We start from the raw sequence: 26,093 nt of genomic DNA on the forward strand, positions 1-26,093 counted from the left end.
AAAAGGCCCTGCCTTCTTCCGTTTTCTCAAATGCGGCCAGCTCTTCCCGCCAGCCAGTAATGTCGTCAAAATCCGCCATGGGTCCTGTTTCCAAATCCCTCTCAAACGTTCACTAATTGTTCCAAAGCTGTTTCAGCCCGTTTTGCGGTGGTGATCAATCCTTCCAGCCCGAAGTTTTTCATGATCGGGCTGATTTCATTGGCATCTATCGCAACAATCTTCTCCATCACGTCTCCTCCCCCGGAAAGGAGACATAAAGCGCATAATTTTCCTTGATGAAGTCTCGGGCCTGCTCAGTTCTGAGTGATGTCAGCCTGCCCTCCTCCAAATCGATGGCCAGCAATGTCACAGCTAACATATGGCTTTTATCAAAGCGAACCGGAGCTTTCATCAGGTACCACCGTTCAAATGCGATAATGGTGTCATGAGCCTCGAGCGGGTTCAGCTCTACAAACTCATCATCGTGAACTTCCAGATCATGCTTTTCGGCATAGGCCGCAAACCAGATTTTCTTCCGTAAAGCCTCGTGCAGCTCTTCATCCCCGCGGATCAGTTCAACCATCTGCACGACGTTCTCATATGGAACTTTGCGGCCGCGGTAGCGCTTGTTGCCGGCAAAGAAGGCCCTGCCTTCTTCCGTTTTCTCAAATGCCGCCAGCTCTTCCCGCCAGCCGGTAATGTCGTCAAAATCCGCCATGGGTCCTGCGTCAAAAAAATGTCTTACGTCAGAATATCAACGAACTTGGGCTGAAAATGCCCCGACCTAGGCATGGTCGAGTGCAACGACTGTTTGCTTGCTCATCACAAGCCTCCTTCGTCTTGCTCGATGTAATTACTATCTAGTAAAAACTCGACACACGCCTTTGAGCGAACAGATTCGTATTTTCCCGCAAGGACATCGCAGGCAGTAAACATACCAAAACTATACAGGTGCCTGGCTTCGTGAGGATACCCGGATTTCAGGCAGTACCATTCGTAAAAGTCTCCCATGAGTATGTGAGCCTCTAGTGGCCGATTGTCCCATTCCGGATCCCCCCTGCCAACAGCTCCCCCATTTGCGTCAACAACTTTCAACCACTCCATTTGCTGAGCAGTCGCATCTCTAAGTTCCGGGTCTTTTAACAGAAGTTCAGCAAAATGCTGCACTTGGGAGAGCCTGGTACTCACGAGGAAGACCTCTGGATCATGTCGATAGATATAATCGACCGCCTCTTGCCCACCTTCCTCGTAATATGCCTGCAATTCTTCCCGCCATCCGGTCAAATCTTCAAAATCCGCCATGGGTCCTGCTTCCAAAGCCTCTAAGTGATGTTCATTCTTTGTTCCTGCCTGGATTGTGGTTGATCCACTGGATTTTTGCAACCTGCCGACGGCAGCTTTCCTGAAGGCTTCAATTGCTGCAGCCGTGGCTTTGATTCCTCTTCGACCGACGCTCCTGGTAATGCCCCTGCCTGACCGGACAAAGCAGGATGGGTCAGGCAGGCAGGCAGGGGCTCTTCCTGCGGCTCAGCTCATGAATTACCGGTTGCCAGCTCAAAACCTTCGTCGATCCAGCCGGTAATGCCACCTGCCATGATCTTCACCGGGCGGCCCAGTTCCGCAAGCCGCAACGCCCCCCGTGCGGCACCGTTGCAATGCGGGCCGGCGCAATAGGTCACGAACAATGCCTCTTCCGGCCACTTGGCCATCTTGGAACGGATGATCTTGCCATGGGGCAAGTTGATCGCTCCGGGCACATGGCCTTTTTCGAACAGCGCCGGACTGCGTACATCCAGCAGCACAAAGCCGGGGTCGCCCTGAAGGGCGTCGTGCACATCCCAGCAATCGGCCTCAAAAGTGAACTCGGCGGCAAAATGTTCCCTGGCGAGATCGCTCGGCGCGGCCGGAACAGCAGTGACATTGTTGGTCATGAAGGTCTCCTTTCCCGCTGTTTGTCGCCCGTCTGAACGCCGATTGGCAATTGGCGTGAATGCCTATATACGTAAATATCATGACAAAAGACACAATCCCTCAAACCGCGGCCCCCTCAACGCTGGAAGGCCCGCTTGTTGTCGCCCTTCTGTACGATGGGCTCTGCACGTTCGAGTTCGGTATCGTCGCCGAGATATTCGGTCTGGCCCGCCCCGAATTCGGCACCGACTGGTACCGCTTCGCCAGTTGCCCGGTCGAGGAAGGCCCCTTACGCGCCCACGGCGGCCTCACACTCGTGCCAGACCATGGTCCGGAACGCATAGCCGAGGCGGACATCATCGTCGTTCCCGGCTGGAAAGGGGCGGATTGCCCGGTACCCCAAGCGCTTGCCGATCAGCTTTGCGAGGCCCACAGCCGGGGCGCGCGGCTCGTTTCCATCTGCTCCGGGGCGTTCGTTCTGGCGGCCACCGGTCTGCTCGACGGTCGCTCCGCCACCACCCATTGGCGCTACGCGGAAAAGCTGCGCGAGCGGCACCCTGCTGTCACCGTCGACGAGGCCTCGCTCTATCGTCAGGAAAACCGGATCTACACGTCTGCGGGCAGCGCCGCCGGCATCGATCTGATGATCGAAATCATCCGCCAGGAATACGGGGCCGACAAGGCCAACTCCGTTGCGCGCCGCCTCGTCGTTCCCGCCCACCGCACCGGTGACCAGGCTCAGTTCCTGGAGCGCCCGGTCGCTCATCGCGAGGGCAGCGAAATCGCACCTGTTCTGGAGCGGGTCAGGCAGGCGCTGCAGACGGCCTGGACCATTGAAACCATGGCAGCCCTCTGCCGCCTCAGCCCGCGCACCTTCCAGCGCCGCTTCACCGAAGCAACGGGGCTGACACCGGGCGAGTGGCTGGTTCAGGAGCGTCTGGAGGCCGCCAAGGAGATCCTCAGCCGGGGCGACGACGATATGGAAACGATCGCAGCCCGTGTCGGCTTCGGCAGCGCCCACGCGCTCCGCCACCACTTCCGCAAGAAACTCGGCCTACGCCCGACCGACTACCGCACCCGCTTCGCTGCTCGCACTGTCTAAATGTGGTACGAAATCTAGACTGTCTGCAGATACTTCTGCAGCTTCTCGCGCTGCGGATAGTCGGCCAGAAAATTGTCCGAGTTGACCTGAAACGTGCCGTCCGCCGTCACCACCGTGCCGCCCGGTTTGAAATGCGCCGCGCAGAAAAACGGCAAGCCGGGCTTCTTCAGGTCCCACTGCAGAAAACCGCCGCCCATCGGATATTGATCGCGCGGGGCCATATGCTCGTCATGCCGGATCGTGGGCATGACCTTCACCAGCCGCTTCGGCCCGGTCACGGTTGCAAGGCTCAGGGCGCGGGTTTGGAGATCCCGGTATCCCGCAGCCCCACGGTCCGCCAGGATGCCGTCATGCACGGTCGCGCGCCGCCTGTCCGCTTCCTGCGTTTCTTCCGGCAGGCCATACCGCCCGCCGGATCGCAAGGTCGTGCCCTGAAACTCGAACACTTCCGGCAGCGGCAAGTGCTTGAGGACCAGCAGCTTGAAGCCCTGCTCCAGGCGGCCCTTGTGATAACCAATATTTTCCTCGGTCCTGCGATAATCGGACAGAACGATGGCATTCAGTTGAGAGATGTTTCCGGCAAAATGTTTCGTCATCTGCCCGACGGGCAGATCATCCTTGGGTGAAGACAAGGCAAAGCCTCCAGATAAAAACGTCAATATAACAATGGCCGGACGCTACCAGCCTTCCCGATTTCGAACAACGCTCATGGCCGCTTGTCCCCCCTTACCCAGGCATAGACATAATAGTTCTCGCCGCCCCGGCCATAGGCTCTCAGCCGACCTTCGCGTGTTGCGCCCAGCGCCTCGATCCAGCCATGGGCAATGTCATGATCGTCCAGGGTGATCACCTGCAACCGCCGGCAATCCCGCTCCACAATCTCCCGGATTTCCAGCAAGTGTCGTGTGATCGCCGGCACACATCGGCGGAATCGGTCCGTTCCGAAGGCCCAGGCCTGCCAATGATCCGGATCGAAGGCGGACGCCTGGCTGAAGCCATAGGCCGCCGCTGGCTGGCCGTCGTACCAGAGCGACCACACCATGCCCGGCACGGCCGTCTGCAGCGCGCAGGCCGCCAGCGCCCTTGTGTCCCACTCCTTCCACAGACAGGCGATTTCGCGCAGGTCCTGGTCCCGCATATTGGCCGCGATGAAGCTGGCATCCCGCAGGCAAAGGTCGCGGATCAGAAACCGTCCAGAGGATCGCCCAGCGGTGCCATCCGACTTTTGGCCCTGCTTTTCAGAACCTTCTTCAACTCCGCTTTCTGCTTCCATCCCAATGCCTCGACAATCGCGTCCGCCTCATCCGGGGAAGAGCCCAGCCGGTCCTTGATCTCTTCCTTGCTCTCGATCAGGATTTTTCCGTTTCGCATCTTCCAGCGATGCGCCGTCAACTGCGCCTTCACCGTTGCCGATCGCCGGATTGCCAGCCCAAGCCCGCTCTTGGGGTGCAAGGCCTCGCGCAATCGCCAATAGAGTTCGGCGCGCAAATTGTAGAACGGGATCCTGCTGTCCTTCGCACTCTCGCCCGACTGGGCGGAGAAGACGCATTTTTCGACCGGAATATTGTTTTCCCGCTTCAGGAACCCAACCGTATCGCCGCCCCAGCCGCCGGTACAGTCCACCACGATCATCGCATTGTCGCGCCGCTCGCGGATGATCAGCGAGCCGACATCGGCGCCGTCTTTCGTGTCGGTGCCCTTGCGCACGATGTTGGTTTCGAAACGCCGGCCATGCAGCGGCTGCAGCACCGTCCGGTCCTTGCCGCCCTGGGCAACATCCACCGCCAGCACCGTCATCGGTTCGTCCCGGTCGATGCCCTGGTCGTATCGCTCGAAGGCAAGGTCCACCCAGTCGGACGGGATCACCTGCCACTCGTGGTCCTGCCGGGCTGCCAGAAAGTCGCCGGTCTTCAGCGCCGTGCGCATCGGTTCGGGCATCTGGTCGAGCTGGGCATCGTAGTCCGTTCCCAGGTAGCGGTTGTCCTGCCGCCGGGCCGGAATGAAGGTCCGGCTCTTCGGCGTGCGGATCTCGCCTTCAATCTCCACCGGCTCCGGCCCGTCCACCCACACCGTGCGGATGGCATCGCCGTCGTCGATGAACACCGCCCACAGGATCTCGCCCGGCTGCACCTTGCTGTAAAGCGGATGCAGCGGATCGAGCCAGGGCGCGAACCAGTCGCTCAGGTAGTCCCCCTGCCCGCCCAGTGGCGGATTGGTGGCGATCAACCCGCGGCAGCGCTGTCCCTTCCGTGTCGTGCGCAGCCAGCCGAGCACGAAGATGATCTTGCGCGGGTCCATCTGCGCGCCTTCATCGAAGGCCTTCAGGTCATGGTCACGGCCCTGCCAGTCTTCTTCCGCCCCCGGCAGACCAAGATGGCCAAATTCGATCAGCCGCTCGTCCGGCCCGGTCCACCTTGGCGGGTTGCCTGAAATCTTGCCCATGCCCGCCTGCCGCATCAGCGCGTTCATGCGTTCGGTCAGACCCTTCAGGGACTTGAGTGACTGGCGGAAGATCGCCGCCTTGTGGTGGGCAAACAGCGCCAGTCCGGCAATCAGGTCCGTCTTGCCGCCGCCCGCCGCACCGCCGTAAAGCGTCAGATCGGCTTCGGAGAAATACCCTTCCGTCTGCGGTCCGGCCTGCGGCCGCCAGACGGTGAACTGGTCCAGAACGCCCGCTTCGTCCAGTTGCTTCTGCAAGGCAACCCGTTCGTCCGCAGGCATGCGGTCGATATGGTCAATCAGCGTTTCGAGGGCCGTCGCCATCCTTTGGCGTATCCTTTCCGGTCAGCAATGCCATCACGCCCAGAGCGATTTCCTCCGAGCTGCGCGGTTTCAAGGTCTCGAGTGTCTGGCTGTCTTCCGCCCCGCTCCAGACCGGCCAGGCCTCCGGCTCCGTTCGGTCCCGCCAGCCGGCGCGGTTCTTCATGGCAAAGGTCCACGCGCTTGCGTTGAATTTCGCCAGCTCTCCGCTGGCGCCGTCCTTGCCGATCCGCTCCCACTCCAGAAGGCCGCGCCGGGCGGCTTCCTCCAGCCTTGCGGGTGGAAAGTCCTCGGGAAACTGTTCGGCGTAATAGCGGATCGTCCGGCGGTCGGCATCCGGGAAACTGTCGATCGAATATCCGGCGGCAATATGCGCGCAAAACTCCGCGCACACCTTCCGGCGCGCTCTGGCCGTCGGCCACTTCAGCGCGCTGCCGCCCCCTTCTGGCAAAGTCATGGGTCGCACTTTCCTGCAAGTCGTATGGAGGTCAGGTCAGGGTGCGGTCCGCTGCTTCCGCATCGATGGTCCACAGCAACAGGGCTCGAAGCACTGCGGCTTCGCTTGCAAAATGTCGGGGCCTGGAAGGAAGTGCGAAACCGGCATCAGGCCCTTGAGGCACACTAATCCACGGTAAAATAAGGAAGCCCTGTTTTGCCCGTTTTTGTCGAAGCTGTCCACGCCGCCTGGATGTCTGAAACGAGTGTTTAGGCGCCGCTTTTCGAAAAGACCTGCCCCAACACAGGGTTATCTCTCAGCCCGCTTTGTGCGCGTCTGGCAAGTTTTTTCCGACCTTGCCCGAAACAACGCGCCCCTTCCCTTCCGAACACCTCAAGACGCGTGCCGTCTTCAAATGCCGAAGTGCGGAAAGCTGCCCGCAACCGCCCGTTCTTCTGGGCATGCGTTTTCAAGTTTTTATTTTGGGGGGGCTCAAAACAAAAGGCGTCAGAACTCTGGAACGCCAACACCGGGTCTGAAAATCAGTGAAACCCGGCGAAAGACCGACCGCTACGCCATGGCCAGCGAAATCGCTTTGATGATGAGCAACCTTTCAAGCCAGGTTGATCAAACCGGACCTGCGGTCCAGGACGGCAGCCTTTGCTGACCACTTGCTGATTGCCGGTCGCCTGACCGGGCCGGCAATCAGGTTATTGGTTTAGTGGGCCGCTTCCAGCTTTTCGGCCAGCCGGCGCAGCACCACCTTGTTGCGGCTGGTAACCGTCGAGCGTTTCCAGCCATATTTCTCGCAGATCCGCGAAAATTTGCCGCCGCCTGCCTTGCACATCACTTCAAACTGCAGCGCGCGGCGTGCGTTCGGATCCTCAATCAGAGAGAACCAGGTGATCGCTTCCTCGGCTTGACTGATCGTACGGGGCGGATAGACGCGGCGGCGTTTGGCAACCTTGCCTTGGCATTCAGGCCAACTGGCCAGCACAGCGCGCGGTCCATCGCCCTTGCCGGTCGCCGCCACAACTTCGACAGCCTCCGTCAACCGGGCCAGGATCTGGTCAGGTGCACTTGTTTCCATAACTTCGCTCTTCAAACTGTAGGTGAAACAGAACCGTACGGCGGAAGTCCCTTCCGTGCGGCATCACAGGCCCGCTCAAGAGCCCCGTTACTTGCCTTGGCTTTCACGTTCTTTCTGATAACCCTCTTCCCACAGGCCGAAATAATCAGCCTGTCGCGGGTAAGGATTGTCCTCGCGGGACTTGCCTTCCCTGCACGCAGTGGCTCCGCGTTCGAAGGCGAAAATCTGAGCTTTTGTCAAATAGCCGTTCATCATCAAACCCCCTTTCAAAATACCGGTGAAAGATCCGTCCGCCACCGGACCAGGGCCGGAGCGCAGCAAGCCAGGCGTGCAACCTCGAAAAGACTCAATGCAGCCGAAGATTGACGGCGGCAGTGTAATCAACCTGTCACAACTGACAATACAATTCATGCGGCAAGCCCTTCGCGAGGTGTTTCCAGAAGCTTGTCGAGTTCGTAGGAAAGCAGAACGGCAAGCGTGACAGTTGGAGCTGCGGGGTTGATATGCCTGGCGCTTCCAAGCAGTTCCTCCAGATTGATCCGGTCGAATTGATCCAGAAATCCCCGGCGTTCCACCCAGTCCGGCTTGTTCAGGACAAGCCAGGACACGGCGGTAAAGCACGGAGCACTCCAGTTTCCCCGGTTCTCGGCCGTATTGATTAACCCAAACACGAGGCGCAGATGCTCCGCCCCGTGTTTCTGCAACAGGGTCTGGCAAGTCCGGCGAGCCTTTGACTGGTGCCGCCCCTGCACCCGTCGCGTGTGGCTGATAAAATGAACGCCATATTCGGCAGCAATCCTGTCAACCAATCCTCCCGAAGCCATCAGACTCGACCTTTCTTCACCACCGCAGTGCCCTGCACGGCTGCAAAGGCGGCTTCTGCCCTCTCCCGTGCCGTACGCGGCATTTGTTCACTTTTTGTTCTTGATTTGAAAAGGGTCTGCCCTTCCCCTCCAGCGCTGCCGGCACCCCGTATTCTGGGCTTGTGGCCGGCCCCGCCGCGTACGTCGCTGCCCTGCTTCAGATTGCGCAGCTCAAGCGTTAGCAGCCTGTTGCGCGCCTTTTCCAGCGCGAATTCATCCTCCAGCCTGGCGCTCGGCCGCTCGGCCCTGATCCTCAGGTGCGCGACCTTTGCCTGAGCTTCCTCAATTTCGTCCGTCAGGTCCCTCACCGGCCAGTCTCCTCTGTCCTGTCTCGAAGGGTTGTCTGAGTTTCCATCGTCACTCCCACGCATTCACTTGATGACACAAAATTCGTACGCTTATTGCGTACGTATGTCAACATGGACTCCGTACGTTTTAACTGCTAATACGTATGCATCGAACGTGACCCGGTGAGCATCTTATGGATATGGACGAACAATCGGCAGTCTCCCGACAGCTCGCGGATCTGAAAGACCGAAGTGGCCTGTCAATCCGTGCCATCGCACGGGCAATGGGCTATCAGAACGCGTCTTCCATCCAGCGGTATTTGAGCGCGGACTACATGAAACCGGCGTTGCCGTCGGACTTCGTGGCGAAGCTTCTTCCGGTCCTTCTGGGCAAGGGGGAACAGCCGATCACGCGTGAAGAAATATTGGCGCTTGCGCCCGATTCCATCACCGACCTCGACGCCTCCAGCGCGCCTTCCAGGGCTGCGACACCTCTGGAAATCAAAGGCCAGGTGGCCGCCGGCCTTTGGATGGAATCCGCACTTTTCGAAACGGATGCCGCCAGGAAAACGAGTTTTGCAGGCGACCTTCGCTTCCCGAGCGAAAGCCAATACCTATTGCAAATCAATGGGGAAAGCCTCAACCGCATCGCCTGGAACGGCGATTTCATCCTGTGCGTCGACTATCTTGAGGCTGGTCTGGAGATCAAGTCCGGAGATCTGGCGGTCGTTGAACGCACCAGAGATGGCGGGCACACCATCGAGCGCACCGCCAAGCGGATCATCCGCCGGAACGGTCAGATCGAACTGCAGCCGGAATCCAACGATCCGCGCTTTCAGGAACCGGTGATTTTCAACGAGCACGATGAAGAAGCAACGGAAGTGCGGATCATCGCCAAGGTCTTGAGCGTGATCCGTCAGGTGGTCTGACAACCCGCCGCACCAACCCCACCGCTAAGATAACAACACCGCTTTCGGACGGCCTTGCCACCTTCCGAGCGGGTGCCTTTTTGAGCCAAACACGCCCGTACGCCGTCGCCGCACGCAGCAATTGGATCGTACGCTTTTAACATATCATAAAAAGCCTCAAAATTGACATGTACGTATTTTGCGTATAATCTCTCAGTCTATTTTAGACGGAGGCTTTTATGGCGTTGAACCTCGACATGTCGTTCTATTCAGTAATTTGCGAACTTGGAAACTGCTTCTACATACCGGAAACAGATGTCTCCGACATGAGACTTTCCAGGATCATCGAGGATCTCCAGAGCGGACAACTCGAAAAGGTCCAGGCGGTTCTGGAGTTTAATCCTGCGGAGGGCTGGTGCAACAATATCACCGGCGAAGTGTTCTCCGCCGCCTACCCCGAGACTGGGGAAGATGAGGAAGAGGCGGCGGAAGATTGGTCAGATTATCAAACGGAGCGTGTGACTGCTCGAATGGCCGGTGTCCCGGTCAGGGTCGCGGCCTGATAACGGGAGGGTGATCCGGCGCCTTCCGGCCGTCAGACGGCGGCAAGCAGGTGCCGGGCACGGGAAAGCCGGCTTTTCACCGTGCCAATCGCGACGCCGGTCTGCTTGGCAATCTGCCCGGTAGACAGGCCCGAAAACACCCGCAGCTCCAGGGCGTTACGGTCTTCGGGCCGCAGCCCTGCAATGCCCCTGGCGACATCTTCCAGCTCCAGGTGTTTTTCCTGAGCAGGCAGTGCCTGGGTTTCCTCCAGCCAGTCCTCAATGGGCAAATGATCCCCCCTCCGCGCAAGCCACTTGCGTTCGTCGCGATAGGCGTTGCGGGCAATCGTGAACAGCCAGCGGCGAAGCTCCGTACCGCAGTGGAAGCTGGCGTGATGCCGCAAGGCCTTTTCCAGAGAAGTTTGCATCAGATCGTCGCCGGCTTCCGGGTTACGGGTCAGGGAGCGGGCGTATCTGCGCAAATGCGGTATTTCGCTCTGAAGGTCTTTTGTGAAATCGTCCTTGGTACAGGCCATCGTTACGTTCCTGATCTACTGTTTCTGGACGAGATGTAAGACGCCGTGAGCGCGGCGAAAGCGCGCTCAAGACCTTGTCATTACAGGTTGAATAATAGGGCAAAATCCGGCCCGGTATCTCTCCGGGCGATCACGGCCCGGTGAAGAAACCGGCATTTTCCAAGAAGGCGATAATGAACGCGCGCTTGGGATGAAAACGCCAGATGCGCAAGGCCGGCTCTCTCTCACACGGCCTCATGTTTTTGTGTTGATCTTATTACCAGACCAGCCGCAACCGGTTCGCTTTCGCGTCGTTGTTCCCGGCATGAACGGCATCAGGGACCAACACACTCCTGCAGCCATTCATGAGCTTAACCACCAAACGGAGCATGATCATGCGTACATCCAGAAAACTTCTCTCCACGCTGCTGACCGCAGCTTTTGTTTCCGGCGCATTGGCCGGCAATGCCTTCGCTATCGATCCGGATGACACCCGCGGTGACCTGAACGGCGACAAGCCTGTGTCTGTCCGCATCCAGCAGACCGTCAACGCAAAGGCTCTGGCGGAAGCACGCAGCGGCAAGCTGCTGATCCTGCCGATCGTCGGCAGCTATAACGGTGAAGAACGGCTGACGGTTGCCCAGCAGCAGGTTGCCGGTGCAAGAGCACAAGGCGCAAATGCAAAAAGGCCGCTGCACATCCTGCCTTTCCAGGGCGATTGGAACGGCACCGCAAAAGCCGGTTTCCCGCACCAGTAAGGCCTTCAACCTTCCAAGAAAGGGCCGCGCTTTCAGCGCGGCCTTTCTCGTTTCAGAAGCGTCGACTATCTCAAGCGCCGGTGCTCTCGGGGCGATTGGCCGAATTCCTGCCGGTACGCGCGTGTCATGGCGCTTGCGTTTCGATAACCGCAGCGTTCCGCAACCTCGGCAATGCTCAGACGCGTCAGCTCCACCATCCGCCGCGCCTCGCGCAGGCGGATCGCCTTGTAGACGCCAAGCGGCGTCATCGACATTTCCTGCTGAAACCGGAGTTCCAGCGTGCGCTGATCGACCTTCAACTGCCGGGCTAGATCTTCAATCGGCATCGGTGTTTCGATCGTTCGCCGCATCAGCGCTGTTGCAGCGCGCACAAGGGCATCAGACGACAGGCGCTTGTGCGGATCATGCATGTCCAGCTTGTCGCCATGCATGAACATCGCCGCAACCTCGAGCGCGAACATCGGGCTGTGGTGCCGCTTGATCAGCTCCAGCGCCAGTTCAAAGGTGGTCGACGCCCCGCCACAGGTGCAGACGTTGTCATCAAGTACAAACCGATCCTCGACGACGTCGACCTCGGGGAAGCGCTCGGCAAATCGGGTCAACTCATCCCAATGGATCGTTGCCCTGCGCCCCTCCAGCAGTCCGGCAGCCGCCAGAAGCCAGGCGCCGGTATCCATGCCAACCAGGGTGCCGAACCGTTGCCTTGCAGCTTTCAGGGCACGTAACATTCCCTGACCTGCGAATGTCTCGAATCCGTAGCTCGGCATGATGAACAGATAATCCCCTCCGGGCTTGGCCTCCATCCAGCCGGACGTTGCAACCGGCAGACCGCTGGACGACGTGACGGTACCGCCACCAAGGCTCACGTGCTCCCAGGAATAGAGCTGCTTGCGCGCAATGGTGTTTGCCGCCCGGAAAGGCTCGATCGCGTTTGCCAGACAATGGTTGGAAAAGCTCTCGAACAACAGGACACAGATTTTTCTAACTGAATTCGATTTCTGTGAAATCGGCATGATTTCCAACCAAAACTGCACAATAGCCCGAGCCCGTTTGTCTCACTCTCGCAGGTCTGAGGCAAGAGGAGCATCCAATGCATTTTGGGCTGAGCGAAGAGCAGGACATGATCGTCTCCACCGTCCGGTCTTTCGTGGAAAACGAGATCTACCCGCATGAGCACCTTGTCGAGAAAACGGGGCAGGTTCCCGCCGAACTCGGCGAGGAGATCAAGCGCAAGTGCATCGATCTCGGCTTCTATGCCTGCAATTTCCCCGAGGAGGTCGGCGGAGCGGGTCTGAGCCATCTGGACTTCACGCTGGTGGAACGGGAACTCGGGCGCGGCTCGATGGCGTTGAACCACTTCTTTGGCCGACCTCAGAACATCCTCATGGCCTGCAAGGGCGACCAGATCGAGCGTTACCTTCTGCCCGCTGTCCGCGGCGAGAAGATGGACGCGCTTGCCATGACCGAACCCGATGCCGGCTCGGATGTGCGCGGCATGAAATGCCAGGCGGTCCGAGACGGCGGCGACTGGGTCGTCTCCGGCTCCAAGCATTTCATCTCTGGCGCGGAACACGCGGATTTCTTCATCGTCTTTGTTGCGACCGGCGTCGACGAAACCCCGAAAGGGCCTAAAAAACGCATCACCTGTTTTCTCGTCGACCGGGGCACGCCCGGGTTCGAGGTGCGTGAAGGCTATCGCTCTGTCAGCCACCGGGGCTACAAGAACTGCATTCTTTATTTCGACGGCTGCCGCCTGCCGGACAGCCAGGTCCTTGGCGAGGTCGACGGCGGCTTCGAGGTGATGAACGAGTGGCTCTACGCCACACGGCTCACGGTTGCCGCCATGAGCGTCGGCCGGGCTCGTCGCTGTTTCGATTACGCCGTCAACTACGCCGCGGAACGAAAGCAGTTCGGCCAGGCAATAGCCAGATTCCAGGGCGTCAGTTTCCAGGTCGCCGACATGATCACCGAGATCGACGCCGCCGACTGGCTGACACTTGCCGGTGCCTGGCGTCTCGATCAGGGTCTGCCTGCCAATCGCGAAATCGCCAGCGCCAAGGTCTATGCGTCCGAAATGCTGGCACGGGTGACGGACACTACCTTGCAGATCTTTGGCGGCATGGGCCTGATGGACGACTTCCCCATCGAACGCTTCTGGCGCGATGCCCGCGTGGAACGGATCTGGGACGGCACCAGCGAGATCCAGCGCCACATCATCAGCCGCGAACTCTTCCGGCCGCTTGGAGCCTGATCCATGCGCTCACTTGAACGCCTGCTCCGGCCGCGCACCGTGGCGGTCATCGGTGGTGGCTCCTGGTGCCGGAACGTGCTTCGGGAATGTCGAAAGGCCGGTTTTACGGGGGACCTCTGGCCGGTGCATCCCAGCCGGGAGGAGATCGAGGGCTGCCGGGCCTACGCCTCTGTCGACGATCTTCCCTCCGCCCCCGACGCGGTCTTTATCGGCGTCAACCGGCACGTGACCGTAGAGATTGTCGGCTCGCTGGCGCGCCTTGGCGCAGGCGGCGCCATCTGCTTTGCCTCCGGTTTCAGCGAAGCAATCCGGGAGCTTGCCAACGGCGCGGAGCTTCAGGCCGCCTTGATCAAGGCGGCCTGTGACATGCCGATCCTCGGCCCCAACTGCTATGGCTTTCTCAACGCACTCGACGGAGCGGCCCTCTGGCCGGATCAGCATGGGCTCATCCCGGTGGAGCGCGGTGTTGCCATCATCGCGCAGTCGTCCAATATCGCACTGAACCTGACGATGCAGGCACGCGGTCTGCCGATTGCCTATCTGATGACCGCCGGCAATCAGGCTCAGACGGGCCTCTCCGCCATCGGCAGCGCGCTGCTGGACGACGACCGGGTCACCGCCATCGGCCTGCACATCGAGGGGCTCGACGATCTCGCAACCTTCGAGGCTTTCTCTCGCAAGGCGCACGCGCTTGGCAAATCCGTTGTGGCCCTGAAGGTCGGCCGTTCTGAAGCGGCACAAGCGGCAACGGTTTCGCACACGGCGGCTCTCGCTGGCAGCACGGCTGGCTCAGACGCTCTGTTCAGACGGCTCGGCATCACCAGGGTGGGCAGCCTGCCCGCGCTTCTGGAAACCCTGAAACTGCTTCACGTCGCAGGCCCTCTGCCCAGCGCTAACATCGTCTCCATGTCCTGTTCGGGCGGAGAAGCCAGCCTGATCGTTGACACGGCCGTCGGACGGCAGATCACTTTCCCGCCGCTCGGCCCCGCGCAAAGAGCAGCTCTGTCCGAGGCCCTCGGCCCCAAGGTCGCCCTCGCAAACCCGCTCGACTATCACACCTACATCTGGGGGGACGGCCCGGCCATGACCCGGTGCTACACCGCCATGATGCAGGCGGACGTCGCCTTGGGGATTGTCATCCTCGACATTCCGAGACTGGACCGCTGTGACGCCGCAGACTGGCTGAAGGTAATCGAGCCGGTAGAAGTGGCGATGAAAGCCTCCGGCAAGCCCATTGCGATCCTGAGCTCCCTGCCGGAAACCATGCCGGAAGCCCTCGCCATCGATCTCATGAAACGTGGCCTCACGCCTCTCTGTGGGCTGGACGATGCCCTGACGGCTATTGAGGCAGCGGCCTTTCTGGCACGCCCCTTGTCAGCGGAACCGATCCGGATACCCCAGCCTGTCGCCGATCCCCGTCTCCTGTCGGAGCAGGAGGCAAAAGCCCTGTTGCAGCAGTACGGCCTCAAGGCCCCGGCAAGCGCCATTGCCGAAAGCCCGGAAGCCGCCGCGCATGCGGCCGAAGAAATCGGGTTTCCGGTGGTCCTGAAAGGCACTGGTATTGCCCACAAGACCGAAGCCGGAGCTGTTGCCCTTGATCTGCAATCAGCCTGCGAGGTCCACTCCGCAGCCAGCGGGATGCCAGCCTCTTCGTTCCTGGTGGAAGAGATGATCAGCGGCGGCCTTGCCGAACTGCTCATCGGCATCGTCCGCGACCCGGCGCACGGGTATGTCCTGACGCTCGCCGCCGGCGGCATCCTGACCGAGCTTCTGGAAGACAGCACCTCGCTGATCGTCCCAGCGAGTGGTGAAGAGATCAGGAGCGCTCTTGAAAGTCTGAAGATCGGCCGCGTCCTGACCGGATATCGCGGCAAGCCGCCTTGCGATTTGGAGGCCGTTGTTGAAGCTGTGCAGGCAGTCCAAGCCTTCGTTCTGTCGGCACCGGTCGAAGAAGTGGAAATCAACCCGCTGCTCTGCGGCGCGGACTTCGCCATCGCAGTCGATGCCCTGGTGAGAATGGGAGAAAACTGATGGAGAGCCCCATCAAGACCGAAAAACGCGACCACATTCTGGCGGTCACGCTCGACAGGCCAAAGGCCAATGCCATCGACCTGATGACCAGCCGGATCATGGGCGATGTCTTCACCGACTTCCGCGACGATCCGGACCTGCGGGTGGCCATCGTGACCGGTGCCGGCGAAAAGTTTTTCTGTCCTGGCTGGGACCTGAAGGCATCCGCCGGTGGTGATGCGGTCGACGGGGACTACGGCAAGGGCGGATTCGGTGGGCTGCAGGAGCTGCGCGGCCTCAATAAGCCGGTGATCGCCGCGGTCAACGGCATCTGCTGCGGCGGCGGGCTGGAGCTTGCGCTCTCTGCCGACATCATCCTGGCAGCAGATCATGCCACCTTCGCCCTGCCGGAAATCCGTTCGGGAACTGTGGCAGATGCTGCCAGCATCAAGCTTCCCAAGCGCATTCCCTATCACATCGCGATGGAAATGCTGTTCACCGGCCGCTGGATCGAAGCCGAGGAAGCTGCCCGTTGGGGCCTCATCAACCACATCTACCCTGGACAGGACCTGATGGCGGAAGCCTGGAAACTGGCCGGGTTGCTCGCCTCCGGTCCCCCACTCGTCTATGCCGCGATCAAGGAGATCGTGCGCGAGGCGGAAGACATGAAGTTCCAGGACGCGCTCAACCGCATCACCCGAAGCCAGTTTCAGACGGTGGAGACGCTCTATCGTTCGGAAGACCAGAAGGAAGGAGCCCGCGCCTTTGCCGAAAAACGGGATCCGGTCTGGAAAGGCCGCTAGATCATTCCGCGTTCGCTCTCCCAACAGACAAAACAACCCGACACATTTTCAAACCAATCAGCTTTTGGCAGTTCGACCGGCTCCGGTAGATCTGCCGCCGACACAGGAGAACCAAATGCCCTTGACCATGAACCGAGACGTTTTCATCACCTGCGCCGTGACCGGCTCCGGCGGGACACAGGACAAGTCACCGCATGTTCCCCGCAGCCCGAAACAGATCGCCGACAGCGCCATTGATGCGGCGAAGGCCGGCGCGGCCGTCGTCCACTGCCATGTGCGCGATCCGGAGACGGGGGCCCCGTCCCGCCGGGTGGAGCTTTACCGCGAAGTCACGGATCTCATTCGCGCAGCCGATGTGGATGTGGTTCTGAACCTCACCGCGGGCATGGGCGGCGACATCGTTTTCGGGTCCACCGAAAGCCCCCTGCCGCTGGTCGAAAAAGGCACCGACATGGTCGGCGCAACCGAGCGCATGGCGCATATCCGTGAGTGCCTTCCTGAAATCTGCACCCTCGACTGCGGCACCATGAATTTTGCCGAAGCCGATTACGTCATGACCAACACCCCGGGCATGCTGCGCGCCATGGGGGCCATGATGACCGAACTTGGCGTGAAGCCGGAAATCGAAGCCTTCGACACCGGTCACCTCTGGTTTGCCAAGCAACTCGTCAAGGAAGGCACGCTCGCCTCCCCGGCATTGGTGCAGCTCTGCATGGGTGTGCCGTGGGGCGCGCCCAACGATCTCAACACCTTCATGGCGATGGTCAACGCCATTCCGGATGACTGGGTGTGGTCAGCCTTCAGCCTCGGCCGGGACCAGATGCCCTATGTGGCTGCCTCCGTTCTGGCCGGCGGCAATGTCCGCGTCGGTCTGGAAGACAATCTCTTTCTGGAAAAGGGCGTTCTCGCCACCAACGCCCAACTGGTTGAAAAAGCAGCCGGACTTATCGAGGGCATGGGTGCCAACATCATTGGCCCGCAGGCGGTGCGCGAAAAGCTGGGCCTGACCAAGCGCGCGCCGGTGAGCGCCTGACATGAGCCGCAGAGTTCTTGTTACGGCCGGTGCTTCGGGCATCGGCCGCGCCATCGCGGAACGCTTCCTGGCAGAAGGGGACACCGTCGCGATCTGCGATGCCGACCCTGCCGCCGTTGCCGCATTCTCAAAAGCGAATGGGAATGCCATCGCTGTTGTTGCCGATGTCACGTCTGAAGCGGAAATGACCGCGTTCCTGACCGACGTGGAAGAGCGCTGGGGCAGTGTCGATGTGGTTTGTGCCAATGCCGGCACCGGTGGTCCAGCCGGTGCGATCGAGACGCTGGACTATGCGGAATGGCAGCGCTGTGTCGCCACCAACCTCCACGGCGCCTTTCTCACCTGCCGCTGGGCGGCCAGAGTGTTGAAGGCTCAGGGGCATGGCCTGATCACCCTCACCTCCTCGACAGCCGGTCTCTATGGCTATCCGTACCGCTCGCCCTACGCTTCGGCCAAATGGGCGATTGTCGGCCTCACCAAGACGCTTGCAATGGAACTCGGGCCGCACGGCATCCGCGTCAACGCGGTCTGCCCCGGCGCGGTGGAAGGGGAGCGGATGGACCGGGTCGTTGCGATGGAAGCCAAGGCGCGCGGCGAGAGCGAAGAGGCCATTCGCCAAAGCTACGTGAAGGGCGTTTCGCTGAAGACCTGGGTCACCGCGCAGGATGTCGCAAACTCCATTCACTTTCTGGCGTCTGAAGCAGGCGTCCGTATTTCAGGACAGATCCTGGCCATCGACGGCCACACGGAGACCCTAGCACCATGACCAGAAAAGCATCCATTATTGGCGGCGGCGTGATTGGCGGCGGCTGGGCCGCCCGCTTCCTGTTGAACGGTTGGGACGTTGCCGTCTTCGACACCGACCCGGAAGCCGAACGCAAGATCGGCGAAGTCATTGCCAATGCACGGCGCAGCCTGCCCGCGCTCTACGACAAGCGACTGCCGGAAGAAGGCAAGCTCACCTTCACGTCCGATCTTGCCGAAGCAGTCTCCGGAGCCGACTGGATCCAGGAAAGCGTGCCGGAGCGTCTGGACCTCAAACACAAGATCCTGGGCAGCCTGACGGAGCTTGCCCCCGAAACGGCAGTCATCGGATCGTCCACATCCGGCTTCAAACCCTCCGAACTGACCAGTGAAGGCGCGCGGGCCGTCGTCGCCCACCCGTTCAACCCCGTTTATCTGCTGCCTCTGGTCGAACTGGTCGGCGACCCCGCAGAAACCGCACGCGCTGCTGATATCCTGCGCGAGATCGGCATGTTCCCGCTGACGGTGCGCAAGGAGATCGATGCTCATATCGCCGACCGCCTTCTGGAAGCTGTCTGGCGCGAGGCGCTATGGTTGGTCAAGGATGGCATCGCCACGACGGAAGAGATCGACGAGGCGATCCGCATGGGATTCGGCCTGCGCTGGGCGCAGATGGGCCTTTTCGAAACCTATCGCATCGCCGGCGGTGAAGCTGGCATGAAGCACTTCATGGCGCAGTTCGGCCCGTGCCTTTCCTGGCCCTGGACCAAACTGATGGATGTGCCGGAATTCACCGATGAGCTCGTCGACCTGATCGCCGGTCAGTCCGATGCCCAGTCCGGCCACCGCTCCATTCGCGAACTGGAGCGCCTGCGCGACGACAATCTTGTCGGCATGATGCGGGCCCTCAAGAAAAGCGGCAGCGGCGCGGGCGGCGTTCTCAACACCCACGAACAGGCCCTGGCGACCCCGGCGGAAGCAGACCTGCCGATCACGGGAGATCGCCAGATCCCGCAAAGCTGGACCGACTACAACGGCCACATGAACGAGGCCCACTATCTGGAAGCAGGCGCGGCGGCAACGGACCGGTTCATGGAACTGATCGGTGCGAATGCCGACTATATCACATCAGGCAAGAGCTACTTCACCGTCGAAAACCATCTGCGTTATCTGGACGAGCTCCTGGCGGGCGAACGCCTGATCGTCACGACCCAGGTGCTTCAGGGAGAAGGAAAGAAGATGCAGCTCTTTCACTTCCTGAAGAATGCCGACGGCAAGCTTGCCGCGACCATGGAAACGCTGCTGCTCCATGTCGATCTCAACACCCGCGCCAGCTCCCTGCCGGGGGAAGAAGTCGCCGAAAAGCTCAAGGCCTTTGCGGACGCCCACAAGGCTCTGCCGTTACCGGATGGCGCCGGCCGTTTCGTCGGTCAGAAGGCCACCTGACAAGTCCCCCGTCCGCGGTCACCTGGACCGCGGACGGGAGGTTTTACTGATAAGGTTTATTGGGAAGGCTGAACCATGAACCCGGCCACGACACCAGCGGCATCGGAATAGACGTCGGGCCGAGCGAACAGATCACATCTCCCCGCTCCGGGTGACCAGTTGAACCCTAGACAGGTGCGCTCCGAACAGAGCGCCGTGCACTGTTCCGCAGATCCCGCCTGAAGGCTTTCGTCCGGCCGACCGGGGAAACCCTTGTTCTGCTTGGTGAATGTCTGGACAGGAACGTTCTGGTTGGGCTGGAGAGAACCGGCTGCCGATGGCTGAACGTAGGTGTCGGCCTTGGAAAGAAGATAGAGCCGGCCATTGCTGGAACCGACGGACTTCAGAATGCAGATCCGGTTCCACCGGTCGTGGGTCACGGCATCGCAGCCACTGCGGGCATTGCAGGACGAAATGCACGCCTCCGCACCCATGTTGCGCAAAACGCCATCCGGCAAGTCTCCCCCGTAAAGATCGTAGCCGCCGAGACGAACGAAACCGCCTGCACCTGACGCGGCAGGAGTAGGAGTTGGCGTAGATGCAGGCGCATTGGCAGCCTGCGCAGCAACGTTTCTGTCTGCCTGCTGTCCCAGCGTCAGCGAAGCTGGCAGCAGATACCAATAGGGCGCTGAGAACTCTTCGCCCACCCCGTCTCCGAAATCATCTCCGACCGAATACTGCTCGAAATAGACGCTGAGCGGGCTGTAATCGGTATCCCAGAAGCGTTTCCAGTCGTCGGATATCCGGACCGAACACCCGAGCGCCGAAAACTTGCTCGCCGAGAAATAGTTGAAGACCTTGCCGACAAGATCCTCTCCTTGCCGTGTCAGCACCACCTTGCGCTCACCGTCCGGATCACCGGCCAGGATTTCCTCGTAGTATTGTGCGCTGGTCGTATACCCCGGCCTGCCATCCATCAGATTGGCGGCATAGGCATTGTCGCAGACATTGGCGATCTCCCGCTCCGTGATCGAGGCTGGCGGCGTCATTCCTGTAACCGTGATATTGGCCAGCACCGCATCGCCAACGGTTTCGATGTGGAACATGTTTTCAGGACGCGTCCCGAGGATCCGCTGATAAAGGAAATCGGTCATCGCCTTTACGCCGTGCTCTTCGCTCAATTTGATATCGAAAAAGGATTCGGCTGCCTTCAGCGCGATCGCAAAAGCCGTCTGCACTTCACTGGCCGGGTAACTGTTCTCGTTGGGCAGGTTGAGGCTTGGCGAATGGAACCCAAGCTTGCCACCGGGCCGCAGGGAGCGCATCTGAAAGCGGATCACGGCTGTCCCGATCCGCATGCTGCCGCCCAGAAAAGCCAGCGAACAGGCGGATTCGCATCGCTCCCCCGAACGCACCATGGTTGCGATATCCTGCTGCCAGATCGTGTCGAACAGGTGCTTTCCTTCGGCAAAGCTGCCACCTGGGCTATCAAGGCACAGCGTGATGCCTTGCGAGGTGATCGGCAGAACTTTCAGTTTTTCCGCATCGCCCGAAACAATCTGCCCACGCAAATGATAATCGCACCCTTCCGCATTCGACGGAACGACGTCGGCAGCCCGCACCACCGACGCGGCCAGACAGAAGAACATAAACACCAGGCATCTCGAAATCATGGGCACTCCTTCTTGAGGCGGTCCATTTGAATAGTGTGGCTGAGCTGATCAGGTGACCGGTACGGCCGGTCCGGAAATGGCATCGTCATCTCGAAATTGCGTGTTCAAAACAGGCGACGATGCAGCAATAGACCACATCTCGAAGCAGGTCTTCAATCCACCAGACGCAGGGTTCTCCGGGCCTAAGGGCCGAACCCTCAGACATGCGATTGGGGTATCGACCCCATACTGGCGTCCCGCCCGCTCTGGCACCTTTCTCTCATCGAAAGATCGATACCCCCTCCGACAGGAGATCATTCAAGAGAAAGGAATTGACCAATGAAAGCCCTTGCCAAAACCGCTGCCGCCGCAACCGTTCTTGCCATCGCAGGCGTTGCTTCCCTTGGTGCCGTCACACCGGCTGCCGCCATGTTCGATATCTGCAAGAAGGTCAACATCACGGTGAAGAACAACACCGGCCAGCCGATCCAGCTTTACGATCTGGACTACCGTGACCTCGGCTCCAACCGCTGGCGCTCGGAAAACATTGCCAACCGTGTCATTGCCCACGGCGGCACCTATAGCGTCACCCGGAACCTGGAAGGCGTGAACAACGCCAGCACCTTTGTCCGGGTCCAGTTCCGCAAGCTGAAGTCCAACGGTCGCTGGAACCTGCTCAAGACCTGGTACGCGGACTCCAGCACGTCGGTCTGCCGCAAGGGTGGAAGCTACCGCATTGTTTTCCGGTAACACGTTGCCGATGACCAACGAGCTGCGCCGCTTAGGCGCAGCTCTTGCACGAAACCCAAACCAGCCCTCCCCCCTGACGCCCGGAGACACCGTTTCCGGGTGATGAAAAGGATTTGTCTCATGTTTGGCAAACACATGCCCAGAACCGTGCTGATCAGTTCCGCATCCCTGATGACAATCGCCATTGCCGGCATCGCCTCGCAAACCATCGATTGGCAGGATCTCGGGAAGAAACTCACAGACACGACAGAAGCAGCCGGCAGAATGACCAACTCCGGCAAGCCCGACGGTGATGCGTCGGTTTCAACAGCCGAGCTCCCGAAACAGGAAGAGACCCACACCGTCGTCGCCGAAATCGCGCGTCCGGTTGCAACTCCTCAGCCTGCTCCAGCCCCGGCGTTGCTTCAAAAACAAAGAAGTCGTTCGAATGGAGCCGGTGGCGGACTGATGACATTTTCCTCTGGCGCTGGTGGAGCTGTTCTGAACAGCGGCATTCAGGCGGAACCACCGGCAATGCCTGCCGTCCGCGTTGAAGACCGGGAACGCTTTGCCTCCGCCGAGGCCAATCCCCTGAAACGCACGAGTGCGGACCCGGTGTCGACCTTCTCCGTCGATGTGGATACCGCTTCCTATTCCTATGTCCGCAGCACGCTGTCCGGCGGCCGGTTGCCGAACCCGGATGCGGTGCGCGTGGAAGAGATGGTCAACTACTTCGATTACAATTACCCCGTGCCCGACAAGGGCGGCCATCCCTTCTCCACCAATGTTTCCGTGGTCGACACCCCGTGGAACAAACACACCAAGCTGATGCAGGTCGGCATTCAGGGCTACAAGGTGCCCCTCGATGACCTTCCTCCGCAGAACCTGGTGTTCCTGATCGACACCTCCGGCTCCATGGCCGACGCCAACAAACTGCCGCTGTTGCAGCAATCCTTCCGCCTGCTGCTGTCATCACTGCGCGACGAGGACGAAGTCGCGATCGTCACCTATGCGGGCAGTTCCGGCGTGCTTCTGGAGCCGACCAAGGTCGCCGACAAAACCCGGATCCTGGAAAAGATCAACGCGCTGACCTCCGGTGGATCCACGGCAGGCCACGAAGGCCTGAAGGGCGCCTACGCGCTGGCCGAAACCATGACCGGCGACGGAGAGCAGACCAGGATCATCCTGGCCACCGACGGCGATTTCAACGTCGGCCTGTCCGACCCGGACAGCCTGAAACGCTATGTCGCCGAACAGCGGGAAAACGGCACGGCACTCTCCGTGCTCGGCTTCGGACGTGGCAACTACAACGATGAACTGATGCAAACCCTTGCGCAGAACGGCCAGGGCGTTGCCGCCTATATCGACACACTGTCTGAAGCCCGCAAGGTGCTTGTCGATCAGGTTGTCAGTTCGATCTCGATGATCGCCCAGGACGTCAAGATCCAGGTCGAGTTCAACCCGGAAACCGTCGCGGAATACCGTCTGATCGGTTATGAAACCCGGGCCCTCAAAACCGAGGATTTCAAGAACGACAAGGTCGATGCGGGCGATATCGGCGCGGGCCACAACGTCACGGCCCTCTACGAGATCACCCCTGTCGGTTCCCCGGCGGAAAAGTTCTCGGACCTGCGCTACGGCCCCGAGGAGAAGATCGAACCCGTTCGGGCGTCCTATTCGGGCGAACTCGCCTTCGTGAAGCTGCGCTACAAGCAGCCCGGAGACAAGGAAAGCACCCTGATCGAGACACCGGTCATGGAAGACACAGTCGGCATTCCGAAGTCGGAAACCCTCTTCGCCGCCTCTATCGCCGCCTTCGGGCAAAAACTGAAGGGCACCGATTACCTGGGAGACTGGGATTTCAAGGCGATCGAAAAGCTCGCCAGTGAAAACAAGGGCGCCGACCCGTTCGGATACAGATCCGAATTCCTGACCCTCGTGCGCCTCGCCGACGTCGCCGAACGTTAAACACCCCCACCGCCCGCACGGAAACCGGCAGCCCCACCTGCCGGTTTCTTTTTGCGTCTCTCCCCAGGTTGGCCGTCGCTCCATTCGCCTCCCCACCAATGGTCATCCCGCCTTCGGCCATCCCGCCGTTGCTCATCCCTCCTTTGATCATCCCGGACGCAGCACAGCGAAGATCCGGGATGACGATGGAGAGGTTCGGGCATGAGGTAGCAAACGCTCCAATTATTGCCGCTCTGGATGGAGTGTGGAATGATACACGCTTTAAGTGTCGAATATACGGACCACCGACCAATGAAACCTGCCGATGCGGATTATGGGGTCACTATAGATTTCGAACGTGGAACTTCTGATCCTGTCAGGGTTTTTGAGGCTATGGTCAAAGCTCTTGGTGGCTTCAGAGATATTGATCGTCTTGTTTTGGGCGCCGCCGATCCAGACCTCACCCCAATCATGGTTCTCGAAGACGTTGAAGCCGCTTCAATCACTTCGTGGGTAAAAAACAAGGTATCTGCCATTGACGATATGGCCCTGAAAGAGTTCGATTTAAAGCAACAAGTTGGGAAATATGCCGTAAAGGCTAAATATCTAATCCTTAAATATTTGGATGAACGACTAGTGAAGGAAGAAGCAGCCCGATTAGAAACACTTCGAGATGACCTATACAAGCTTTCGACAGAAAACCCGACAGAAAGAAAGTTACCTTTACCCAGTAGAATACTGCTGGAAGACCTAACAAAGCCATTGGACAAAATCCAAGACGCAAAGAGACTGCTCGGCCCCTCCGATAGGATGATTTTCAAAGACGAGGGTGGAACCCACGAACTGGATAAGTCAGTTACAAAAAAACCTTCAAGTTACGTGAAAGAAATTGAAAAAGACAGTGTTGGCGAAATGGAGATGATACTCACAATTCGTAAGCCTGATCTACTTGGAAAATCTCAATGGGAGTTTCGACACGGAAAAGATTCATTAAGCGCCAACATTGAAGACGATTTTTGGCTGGAAACTCTTCACAAAGGGGAAGTGAGCATTGTTTCAGGAAGCGGAATCTCATGCACTGTTGCCTACAAATATGAATATGACGAAAGAGGGAACTTGATTTCCAAGCACCATGATATCGTCAAAGTGCATCGCGTGATTGCCCCACCAAGTGAGACCCAATCGGATATGCCTGTCTGAACCCTGACATTCGTTGGACGTCACCAAGGCGAAGGCGTTGAACGTGCCAAGATGTTCGTTAACCGCGACGCGATCATGTACGCCGACGAAGCTTCACATTGGGATGCCCTGCACGACTGTTGGCAGACCTACCGCATCAATCACAGCGAAGCCTACGCAATCGACCACGTGTCAACGAAGCAAGCCGAAAGCTCCTTCTCCCGCTTGCGCCGGATGGTGCGTGGTCAGCATCATCATGTAAGCGCACATTACCTGCACCAGTATGCGAACCATGCCGCATGGCTTGAAGATCATCGCCGGGAAAGCAACGGCGAACTGGCAGGTCGTACGCTTGGTCTGGCAATGGAGCATCCAGTGAGCCGTACGTGGAAAGGCTACTGGCAGCGTTCCGCATAATTTCATTCTTTGTTAACGTTTGTTCGCTATTGACGACAAAACGTACATATTGTACAAAACGTGCAAAATGCACAGAATGTTGAACTTAGAATTCAACCGCGCCCACAGGAAGTGAATCATGACCGATCGAACCACTTACACCGCGTCGGAAGCGAGGAGTAAGTTTTCCGACATATTTAACGAGGCTCTATATGGAAAACCTGTCGTAATAAACAAACATGGCAAGCAAGTTGCAGTAGTATCCTTAGCTCTTTTGGACAGACTCGCCGAGTTGGAGGCATATGTCGACAGTCTAGACGCACAAAAGGCACTTGAGGAATTTCACTCGCAGGGAGGAACGTCAATGGCAGATTTGGAAAAGGAGCTAGGACTTGACTAGTTCCGTTGGGAGGCATTTTGACTACTCCAGAGGTAATATTTGCGCCGGCAGCGAAGCGCGAAATTAAGAAACTTTCCAAAGATCGGCAAAAGGATGTAATTGCCGCTTTGAAGAAACTGCAAGATGGCTCGGAAACCCTTGTGATCGAAAAGATCAAGGGGCATCCGAGCTTTTTTCGTATCAAGGCTGGTAAAGATATGAGGGTGATTTATCACCCTATAACAGCCACAAGGTTCGTTGTTCTCGTCATTCGAGACAGGAAAAACGCTTATCAAAACCTTGGCGATTTGGGTCAAAAGCTAAAAGCAGCATTGCAGCTGACCTGCTCCCCTGATTGTCCGCATTCAAAAGTTAGCTCTGTTCACGGTGTGAT

General features: G+C 59.1%; 30 protein-coding genes and 1 pseudogene. 16 read left to right on the forward strand and 15 right to left on the reverse strand.

Annotated features, from left to right (window positions below; translation table 11 throughout):
* Positions 1 to 101: 101 nt before the first annotated feature.
* The 4 genes from V1T76_RS08345 to V1T76_RS08360 form a co-directional block, all read right to left on the reverse strand.
* Positions 102 to 227, reverse strand: coding sequence for a hypothetical protein (locus V1T76_RS08345; protein WP_330560186.1), 126 nt, complete (start codon positions 225 to 227; stop codon positions 102 to 104).
* Positions 227 to 697 carry a hypothetical protein gene (locus V1T76_RS08350; protein ID WP_330560187.1) on the reverse strand — a complete coding sequence of 157 codons (471 nt, stop codon included), beginning with the start codon at positions 695 to 697 and terminating at the stop codon, positions 227 to 229. Before V1T76_RS08350 ends, V1T76_RS08345 begins: the two co-directional genes overlap by 1 nt.
* A 104-nt stretch (positions 698 to 801) precedes the next feature.
* A complete protein-coding gene (locus V1T76_RS08355; protein WP_330560188.1) occupies positions 802 to 1,281 on the reverse strand; it encodes a hypothetical protein in 480 nt (159 codons plus the stop codon).
* Between the two features lie 230 nt (positions 1,282 to 1,511).
* Positions 1,512 to 1,910, reverse strand: a complete 399-nt coding sequence (locus V1T76_RS08360) for a rhodanese-like domain-containing protein (protein ID WP_330560189.1) — start codon at positions 1,908 to 1,910, stop codon at positions 1,512 to 1,514.
* Positions 1,911 to 1,990: 80 nt separating this feature from the next.
* Here V1T76_RS08360 and ftrA point away from each other — a divergent pair, with 80 nt between their 5' ends.
* Positions 1,991 to 2,992, forward strand: a complete 1,002-nt coding sequence (gene ftrA, locus V1T76_RS08365) for a transcriptional regulator FtrA (protein ID WP_330560190.1) — start codon at positions 1,991 to 1,993, stop codon at positions 2,990 to 2,992.
* Positions 2,993 to 3,006: 14 nt separating this feature from the next.
* Here the strand turns inward: ftrA and V1T76_RS08370 are convergent, their stop codons facing one another.
* From V1T76_RS08370 to V1T76_RS08405, 8 genes are all read right to left on the reverse strand, one after another.
* A complete protein-coding gene (locus tag V1T76_RS08370) occupies positions 3,007 to 3,624 on the reverse strand; it encodes a hypothetical protein (protein ID WP_148585985.1) in 618 nt (205 codons plus the stop codon).
* Between the two features lie 74 nt (positions 3,625 to 3,698).
* Positions 3,699 to 4,130, reverse strand: coding sequence for a hypothetical protein (locus V1T76_RS08375; protein WP_330560191.1), 432 nt, complete (start codon positions 4,128 to 4,130; stop codon positions 3,699 to 3,701).
* 44 nt (positions 4,131 to 4,174) lie between these two features.
* Positions 4,175 to 5,755, reverse strand: a complete 1,581-nt coding sequence (locus tag V1T76_RS08380; protein ID WP_330560192.1) for a hypothetical protein — start codon at positions 5,753 to 5,755, stop codon at positions 4,175 to 4,177.
* The gene (locus tag V1T76_RS08385; RefSeq protein ID WP_330560193.1) at positions 5,727 to 6,209 is read right to left on the reverse strand and encodes a hypothetical protein; all 483 of its coding nucleotides are present in this window, start codon (positions 6,207 to 6,209) and stop codon (positions 5,727 to 5,729) included. Before V1T76_RS08385 ends, V1T76_RS08380 begins: the two co-directional genes overlap by 29 nt.
* A 697-nt stretch (positions 6,210 to 6,906) precedes the next feature.
* The gene (locus tag V1T76_RS08390; RefSeq protein ID WP_330560194.1) at positions 6,907 to 7,278 is read right to left on the reverse strand and encodes a DUF6362 family protein; all 372 of its coding nucleotides are present in this window, start codon (positions 7,276 to 7,278) and stop codon (positions 6,907 to 6,909) included.
* A gap of 87 nt (positions 7,279 to 7,365) precedes the next feature.
* On the reverse strand, positions 7,366 to 7,689 hold the full coding sequence (locus tag V1T76_RS08395; RefSeq protein ID WP_330560195.1) for a ribosome modulation factor: 324 nt from the start codon (positions 7,687 to 7,689) through the stop codon (positions 7,366 to 7,368).
* Positions 7,686 to 7,949 carry a hypothetical protein gene (locus V1T76_RS08400; RefSeq protein ID WP_330560196.1) on the reverse strand — a complete coding sequence of 88 codons (264 nt, stop codon included), beginning with the start codon at positions 7,947 to 7,949 and terminating at the stop codon, positions 7,686 to 7,688. The genes V1T76_RS08395 and V1T76_RS08400 overlap by 4 nt, the downstream gene beginning before the upstream one ends.
* Before the next feature lie 152 nt (positions 7,950 to 8,101).
* Positions 8,102 to 8,449, reverse strand: coding sequence for a hypothetical protein (locus V1T76_RS08405; protein WP_330560197.1), 348 nt, complete (start codon positions 8,447 to 8,449; stop codon positions 8,102 to 8,104).
* Positions 8,450 to 8,622: 173 nt separating this feature from the next.
* On the opposite strand from V1T76_RS08405, the gene V1T76_RS08410 reads away from it, so the two are divergent.
* Together V1T76_RS08410 and V1T76_RS08415 are read left to right on the forward strand one after the other, a co-directional pair.
* A complete protein-coding gene (locus tag V1T76_RS08410; protein ID WP_330560198.1) occupies positions 8,623 to 9,357 on the forward strand; it encodes a LexA family protein in 735 nt (244 codons plus the stop codon).
* A 218-nt stretch (positions 9,358 to 9,575) separates the two neighbouring features.
* Positions 9,576 to 9,899 (forward strand): hypothetical protein, encoded by a 324-nt coding sequence (locus tag V1T76_RS08415; RefSeq protein ID WP_330560199.1) that lies wholly within the window; start codon positions 9,576 to 9,578, stop codon positions 9,897 to 9,899.
* A 32-nt stretch (positions 9,900 to 9,931) separates the two neighbouring features.
* On the opposite strand, the gene V1T76_RS08420 is transcribed toward V1T76_RS08415, so the two are convergent.
* Positions 9,932 to 10,414, reverse strand: a complete 483-nt coding sequence (locus tag V1T76_RS08420) for an RNA polymerase sigma factor (protein WP_330560200.1) — start codon at positions 10,412 to 10,414, stop codon at positions 9,932 to 9,934.
* 374 nt (positions 10,415 to 10,788) lie between these two features.
* On the opposite strand from V1T76_RS08420, the gene V1T76_RS08425 reads away from it, so the two are divergent.
* On the forward strand, positions 10,789 to 11,151 hold the full coding sequence (locus tag V1T76_RS08425) for a hypothetical protein (RefSeq protein WP_330560201.1): 363 nt from the start codon (positions 10,789 to 10,791) through the stop codon (positions 11,149 to 11,151).
* A gap of 65 nt (positions 11,152 to 11,216) precedes the next feature.
* Here the strand turns inward: V1T76_RS08425 and V1T76_RS08430 are convergent, their stop codons facing one another.
* A complete protein-coding gene (locus V1T76_RS08430) occupies positions 11,217 to 12,164 on the reverse strand; it encodes a GlxA family transcriptional regulator (protein WP_330560202.1) in 948 nt (315 codons plus the stop codon).
* A 77-nt stretch (positions 12,165 to 12,241) separates the two neighbouring features.
* Between V1T76_RS08430 and V1T76_RS08435 the strand changes: the two genes are divergently transcribed.
* The 6 genes from V1T76_RS08435 to V1T76_RS08460 all read left to right on the forward strand — a co-directional run bounded on the left by V1T76_RS08435 (position 12,242) and on the right by V1T76_RS08460 (position 19,438).
* Positions 12,242 to 13,402: an acyl-CoA dehydrogenase family protein gene (locus V1T76_RS08435; RefSeq protein ID WP_330560203.1), complete on the forward strand. Its 1,161-nt coding sequence runs from the start codon at positions 12,242 to 12,244 to the stop codon at positions 13,400 to 13,402.
* A gap of 3 nt (positions 13,403 to 13,405) precedes the next feature.
* Positions 13,406 to 15,433, forward strand: coding sequence for an acetate--CoA ligase family protein (locus V1T76_RS08440; RefSeq protein ID WP_330560204.1), 2,028 nt, complete (start codon positions 13,406 to 13,408; stop codon positions 15,431 to 15,433).
* The gene (locus V1T76_RS08445; protein ID WP_330560205.1) at positions 15,433 to 16,215 is read left to right on the forward strand and encodes a carnitinyl-CoA dehydratase; all 783 of its coding nucleotides are present in this window, start codon (positions 15,433 to 15,435) and stop codon (positions 16,213 to 16,215) included. Before V1T76_RS08440 ends, V1T76_RS08445 begins: the two co-directional genes overlap by 1 nt.
* Positions 16,216 to 16,330: 115 nt before the next feature.
* Entirely contained in the window at positions 16,331 to 17,248 is a 918-nt protein-coding gene (locus V1T76_RS08450; protein WP_330560206.1) for a 3-keto-5-aminohexanoate cleavage protein, read from the forward strand.
* Between the two features lies 1 nt (position 17,249).
* Positions 17,250 to 18,014 carry an SDR family oxidoreductase gene (locus tag V1T76_RS08455; RefSeq protein ID WP_330560207.1) on the forward strand — a complete coding sequence of 255 codons (765 nt, stop codon included), beginning with the start codon at positions 17,250 to 17,252 and terminating at the stop codon, positions 18,012 to 18,014.
* On the forward strand, positions 18,011 to 19,438 hold the full coding sequence (locus V1T76_RS08460) for a carnitine 3-dehydrogenase (RefSeq protein WP_330560208.1): 1,428 nt from the start codon (positions 18,011 to 18,013) through the stop codon (positions 19,436 to 19,438). Before V1T76_RS08455 ends, V1T76_RS08460 begins: the two co-directional genes overlap by 4 nt.
* A gap of 56 nt (positions 19,439 to 19,494) precedes the next feature.
* Here V1T76_RS08460 and V1T76_RS08465 read toward each other — a convergent pair whose 3' ends face one another.
* The gene (locus V1T76_RS08465; RefSeq protein WP_330560209.1) at positions 19,495 to 21,090 is read right to left on the reverse strand and encodes a PAN domain-containing protein; all 1,596 of its coding nucleotides are present in this window, start codon (positions 21,088 to 21,090) and stop codon (positions 19,495 to 19,497) included.
* A gap of 318 nt (positions 21,091 to 21,408) precedes the next feature.
* Here V1T76_RS08465 and V1T76_RS08470 point away from each other — a divergent pair, with 318 nt between their 5' ends.
* From V1T76_RS08470 to V1T76_RS08495, 6 genes and pseudogenes are all read left to right on the forward strand, one after another.
* On the forward strand, positions 21,409 to 21,819 hold the full coding sequence (locus V1T76_RS08470; RefSeq protein WP_330560210.1) for a hypothetical protein: 411 nt from the start codon (positions 21,409 to 21,411) through the stop codon (positions 21,817 to 21,819).
* A 120-nt stretch (positions 21,820 to 21,939) separates the two neighbouring features.
* Entirely contained in the window at positions 21,940 to 23,766 is a 1,827-nt protein-coding gene (locus V1T76_RS08475) for a vWA domain-containing protein (RefSeq protein WP_330560211.1), read from the forward strand.
* Positions 23,767 to 24,057: 291 nt separating this feature from the next.
* Entirely contained in the window at positions 24,058 to 24,945 is an 888-nt protein-coding gene (locus V1T76_RS08480) for a hypothetical protein (protein WP_330560212.1), read from the forward strand.
* Positions 24,946 to 25,341 (forward strand): annotated as a pseudogene (locus V1T76_RS08485) (transposase); the annotation flags it as partial.
* 118 nt (positions 25,342 to 25,459) lie between these two features.
* Positions 25,460 to 25,720: a type II toxin-antitoxin system Phd/YefM family antitoxin gene (locus tag V1T76_RS08490; protein WP_330560213.1), complete on the forward strand. Its 261-nt coding sequence runs from the start codon at positions 25,460 to 25,462 to the stop codon at positions 25,718 to 25,720.
* 17 nt (positions 25,721 to 25,737) lie between these two features.
* The coding region (locus V1T76_RS08495) for a hypothetical protein (RefSeq protein WP_330560214.1) at positions 25,738 to 26,093 on the forward strand (356 nt) is incomplete at its 3' end.

The organism is Roseibium sp. FZY0029 (assembly GCF_036350355.1).
Classification (GTDB): domain Bacteria; phylum Pseudomonadota; class Alphaproteobacteria; order Rhizobiales; family Stappiaceae; genus Roseibium.

Excerpts from the sequence above, each read along its gene's own strand:
- V1T76_RS08345 (WP_330560186.1), bottom strand. The coding sequence starts at position 227 with ATGGAGAAGATTGTTGCGATAGATGCCAATGAAATCAGCCCGATCATG.
- V1T76_RS08350 (WP_330560187.1), bottom strand. The coding sequence starts at position 697 with ATGGCGGATTTTGACGACATTACCGGCTGGCGGGAAGAGCTGGCGGCA.
- V1T76_RS08355 (WP_330560188.1), bottom strand. The coding sequence starts at position 1,281 with ATGGCGGATTTTGAAGATTTGACCGGATGGCGGGAAGAATTGCAGGCA.
- V1T76_RS08360 (WP_330560189.1), bottom strand. The coding sequence starts at position 1,910 with ATGACCAACAATGTCACTGCTGTTCCGGCCGCGCCGAGCGATCTCGCC.
- ftrA (WP_330560190.1), top strand. The coding sequence starts at position 1,991 with ATGACAAAAGACACAATCCCTCAAACCGCGGCCCCCTCAACGCTGGAA.
- V1T76_RS08375 (WP_330560191.1), bottom strand. The coding sequence starts at position 4,130 with ATGCGGGACCAGGACCTGCGCGAAATCGCCTGTCTGTGGAAGGAGTGG.
- V1T76_RS08380 (WP_330560192.1), bottom strand. The coding sequence starts at position 5,755 with ATGGCGACGGCCCTCGAAACGCTGATTGACCATATCGACCGCATGCCT.
- V1T76_RS08385 (WP_330560193.1), bottom strand. The coding sequence starts at position 6,209 with ATGACTTTGCCAGAAGGGGGCGGCAGCGCGCTGAAGTGGCCGACGGCC.
- V1T76_RS08390 (WP_330560194.1), bottom strand. The coding sequence starts at position 7,278 with ATGGAAACAAGTGCACCTGACCAGATCCTGGCCCGGTTGACGGAGGCT.
- V1T76_RS08395 (WP_330560195.1), bottom strand. The coding sequence starts at position 7,689 with ATGAATTGTATTGTCAGTTGTGACAGGTTGATTACACTGCCGCCGTCA.
- V1T76_RS08410 (WP_330560198.1), top strand. The coding sequence starts at position 8,623 with ATGGATATGGACGAACAATCGGCAGTCTCCCGACAGCTCGCGGATCTG.
- V1T76_RS08415 (WP_330560199.1), top strand. The coding sequence starts at position 9,576 with ATGGCGTTGAACCTCGACATGTCGTTCTATTCAGTAATTTGCGAACTT.
- V1T76_RS08420 (WP_330560200.1), bottom strand. The coding sequence starts at position 10,414 with ATGGCCTGTACCAAGGACGATTTCACAAAAGACCTTCAGAGCGAAATA.
- V1T76_RS08425 (WP_330560201.1), top strand. The coding sequence starts at position 10,789 with ATGCGTACATCCAGAAAACTTCTCTCCACGCTGCTGACCGCAGCTTTT.
- V1T76_RS08430 (WP_330560202.1), bottom strand. The coding sequence starts at position 12,164 with ATGCCGATTTCACAGAAATCGAATTCAGTTAGAAAAATCTGTGTCCTG.
- V1T76_RS08435 (WP_330560203.1), top strand. The coding sequence starts at position 12,242 with ATGCATTTTGGGCTGAGCGAAGAGCAGGACATGATCGTCTCCACCGTC.
- V1T76_RS08440 (WP_330560204.1), top strand. The coding sequence starts at position 13,406 with ATGCGCTCACTTGAACGCCTGCTCCGGCCGCGCACCGTGGCGGTCATC.
- V1T76_RS08445 (WP_330560205.1), top strand. The coding sequence starts at position 15,433 with ATGGAGAGCCCCATCAAGACCGAAAAACGCGACCACATTCTGGCGGTC.
- V1T76_RS08450 (WP_330560206.1), top strand. The coding sequence starts at position 16,331 with ATGCCCTTGACCATGAACCGAGACGTTTTCATCACCTGCGCCGTGACC.
- V1T76_RS08455 (WP_330560207.1), top strand. The coding sequence starts at position 17,250 with ATGAGCCGCAGAGTTCTTGTTACGGCCGGTGCTTCGGGCATCGGCCGC.
- V1T76_RS08460 (WP_330560208.1), top strand. The coding sequence starts at position 18,011 with ATGACCAGAAAAGCATCCATTATTGGCGGCGGCGTGATTGGCGGCGGC.
- V1T76_RS08465 (WP_330560209.1), bottom strand. The coding sequence starts at position 21,090 with ATGATTTCGAGATGCCTGGTGTTTATGTTCTTCTGTCTGGCCGCGTCG.
- V1T76_RS08470 (WP_330560210.1), top strand. The coding sequence starts at position 21,409 with ATGAAAGCCCTTGCCAAAACCGCTGCCGCCGCAACCGTTCTTGCCATC.
- V1T76_RS08475 (WP_330560211.1), top strand. The coding sequence starts at position 21,940 with ATGTTTGGCAAACACATGCCCAGAACCGTGCTGATCAGTTCCGCATCC.
- V1T76_RS08480 (WP_330560212.1), top strand. The coding sequence starts at position 24,058 with ATGAAACCTGCCGATGCGGATTATGGGGTCACTATAGATTTCGAACGT.
- V1T76_RS08490 (WP_330560213.1), top strand. The coding sequence starts at position 25,460 with ATGACCGATCGAACCACTTACACCGCGTCGGAAGCGAGGAGTAAGTTT.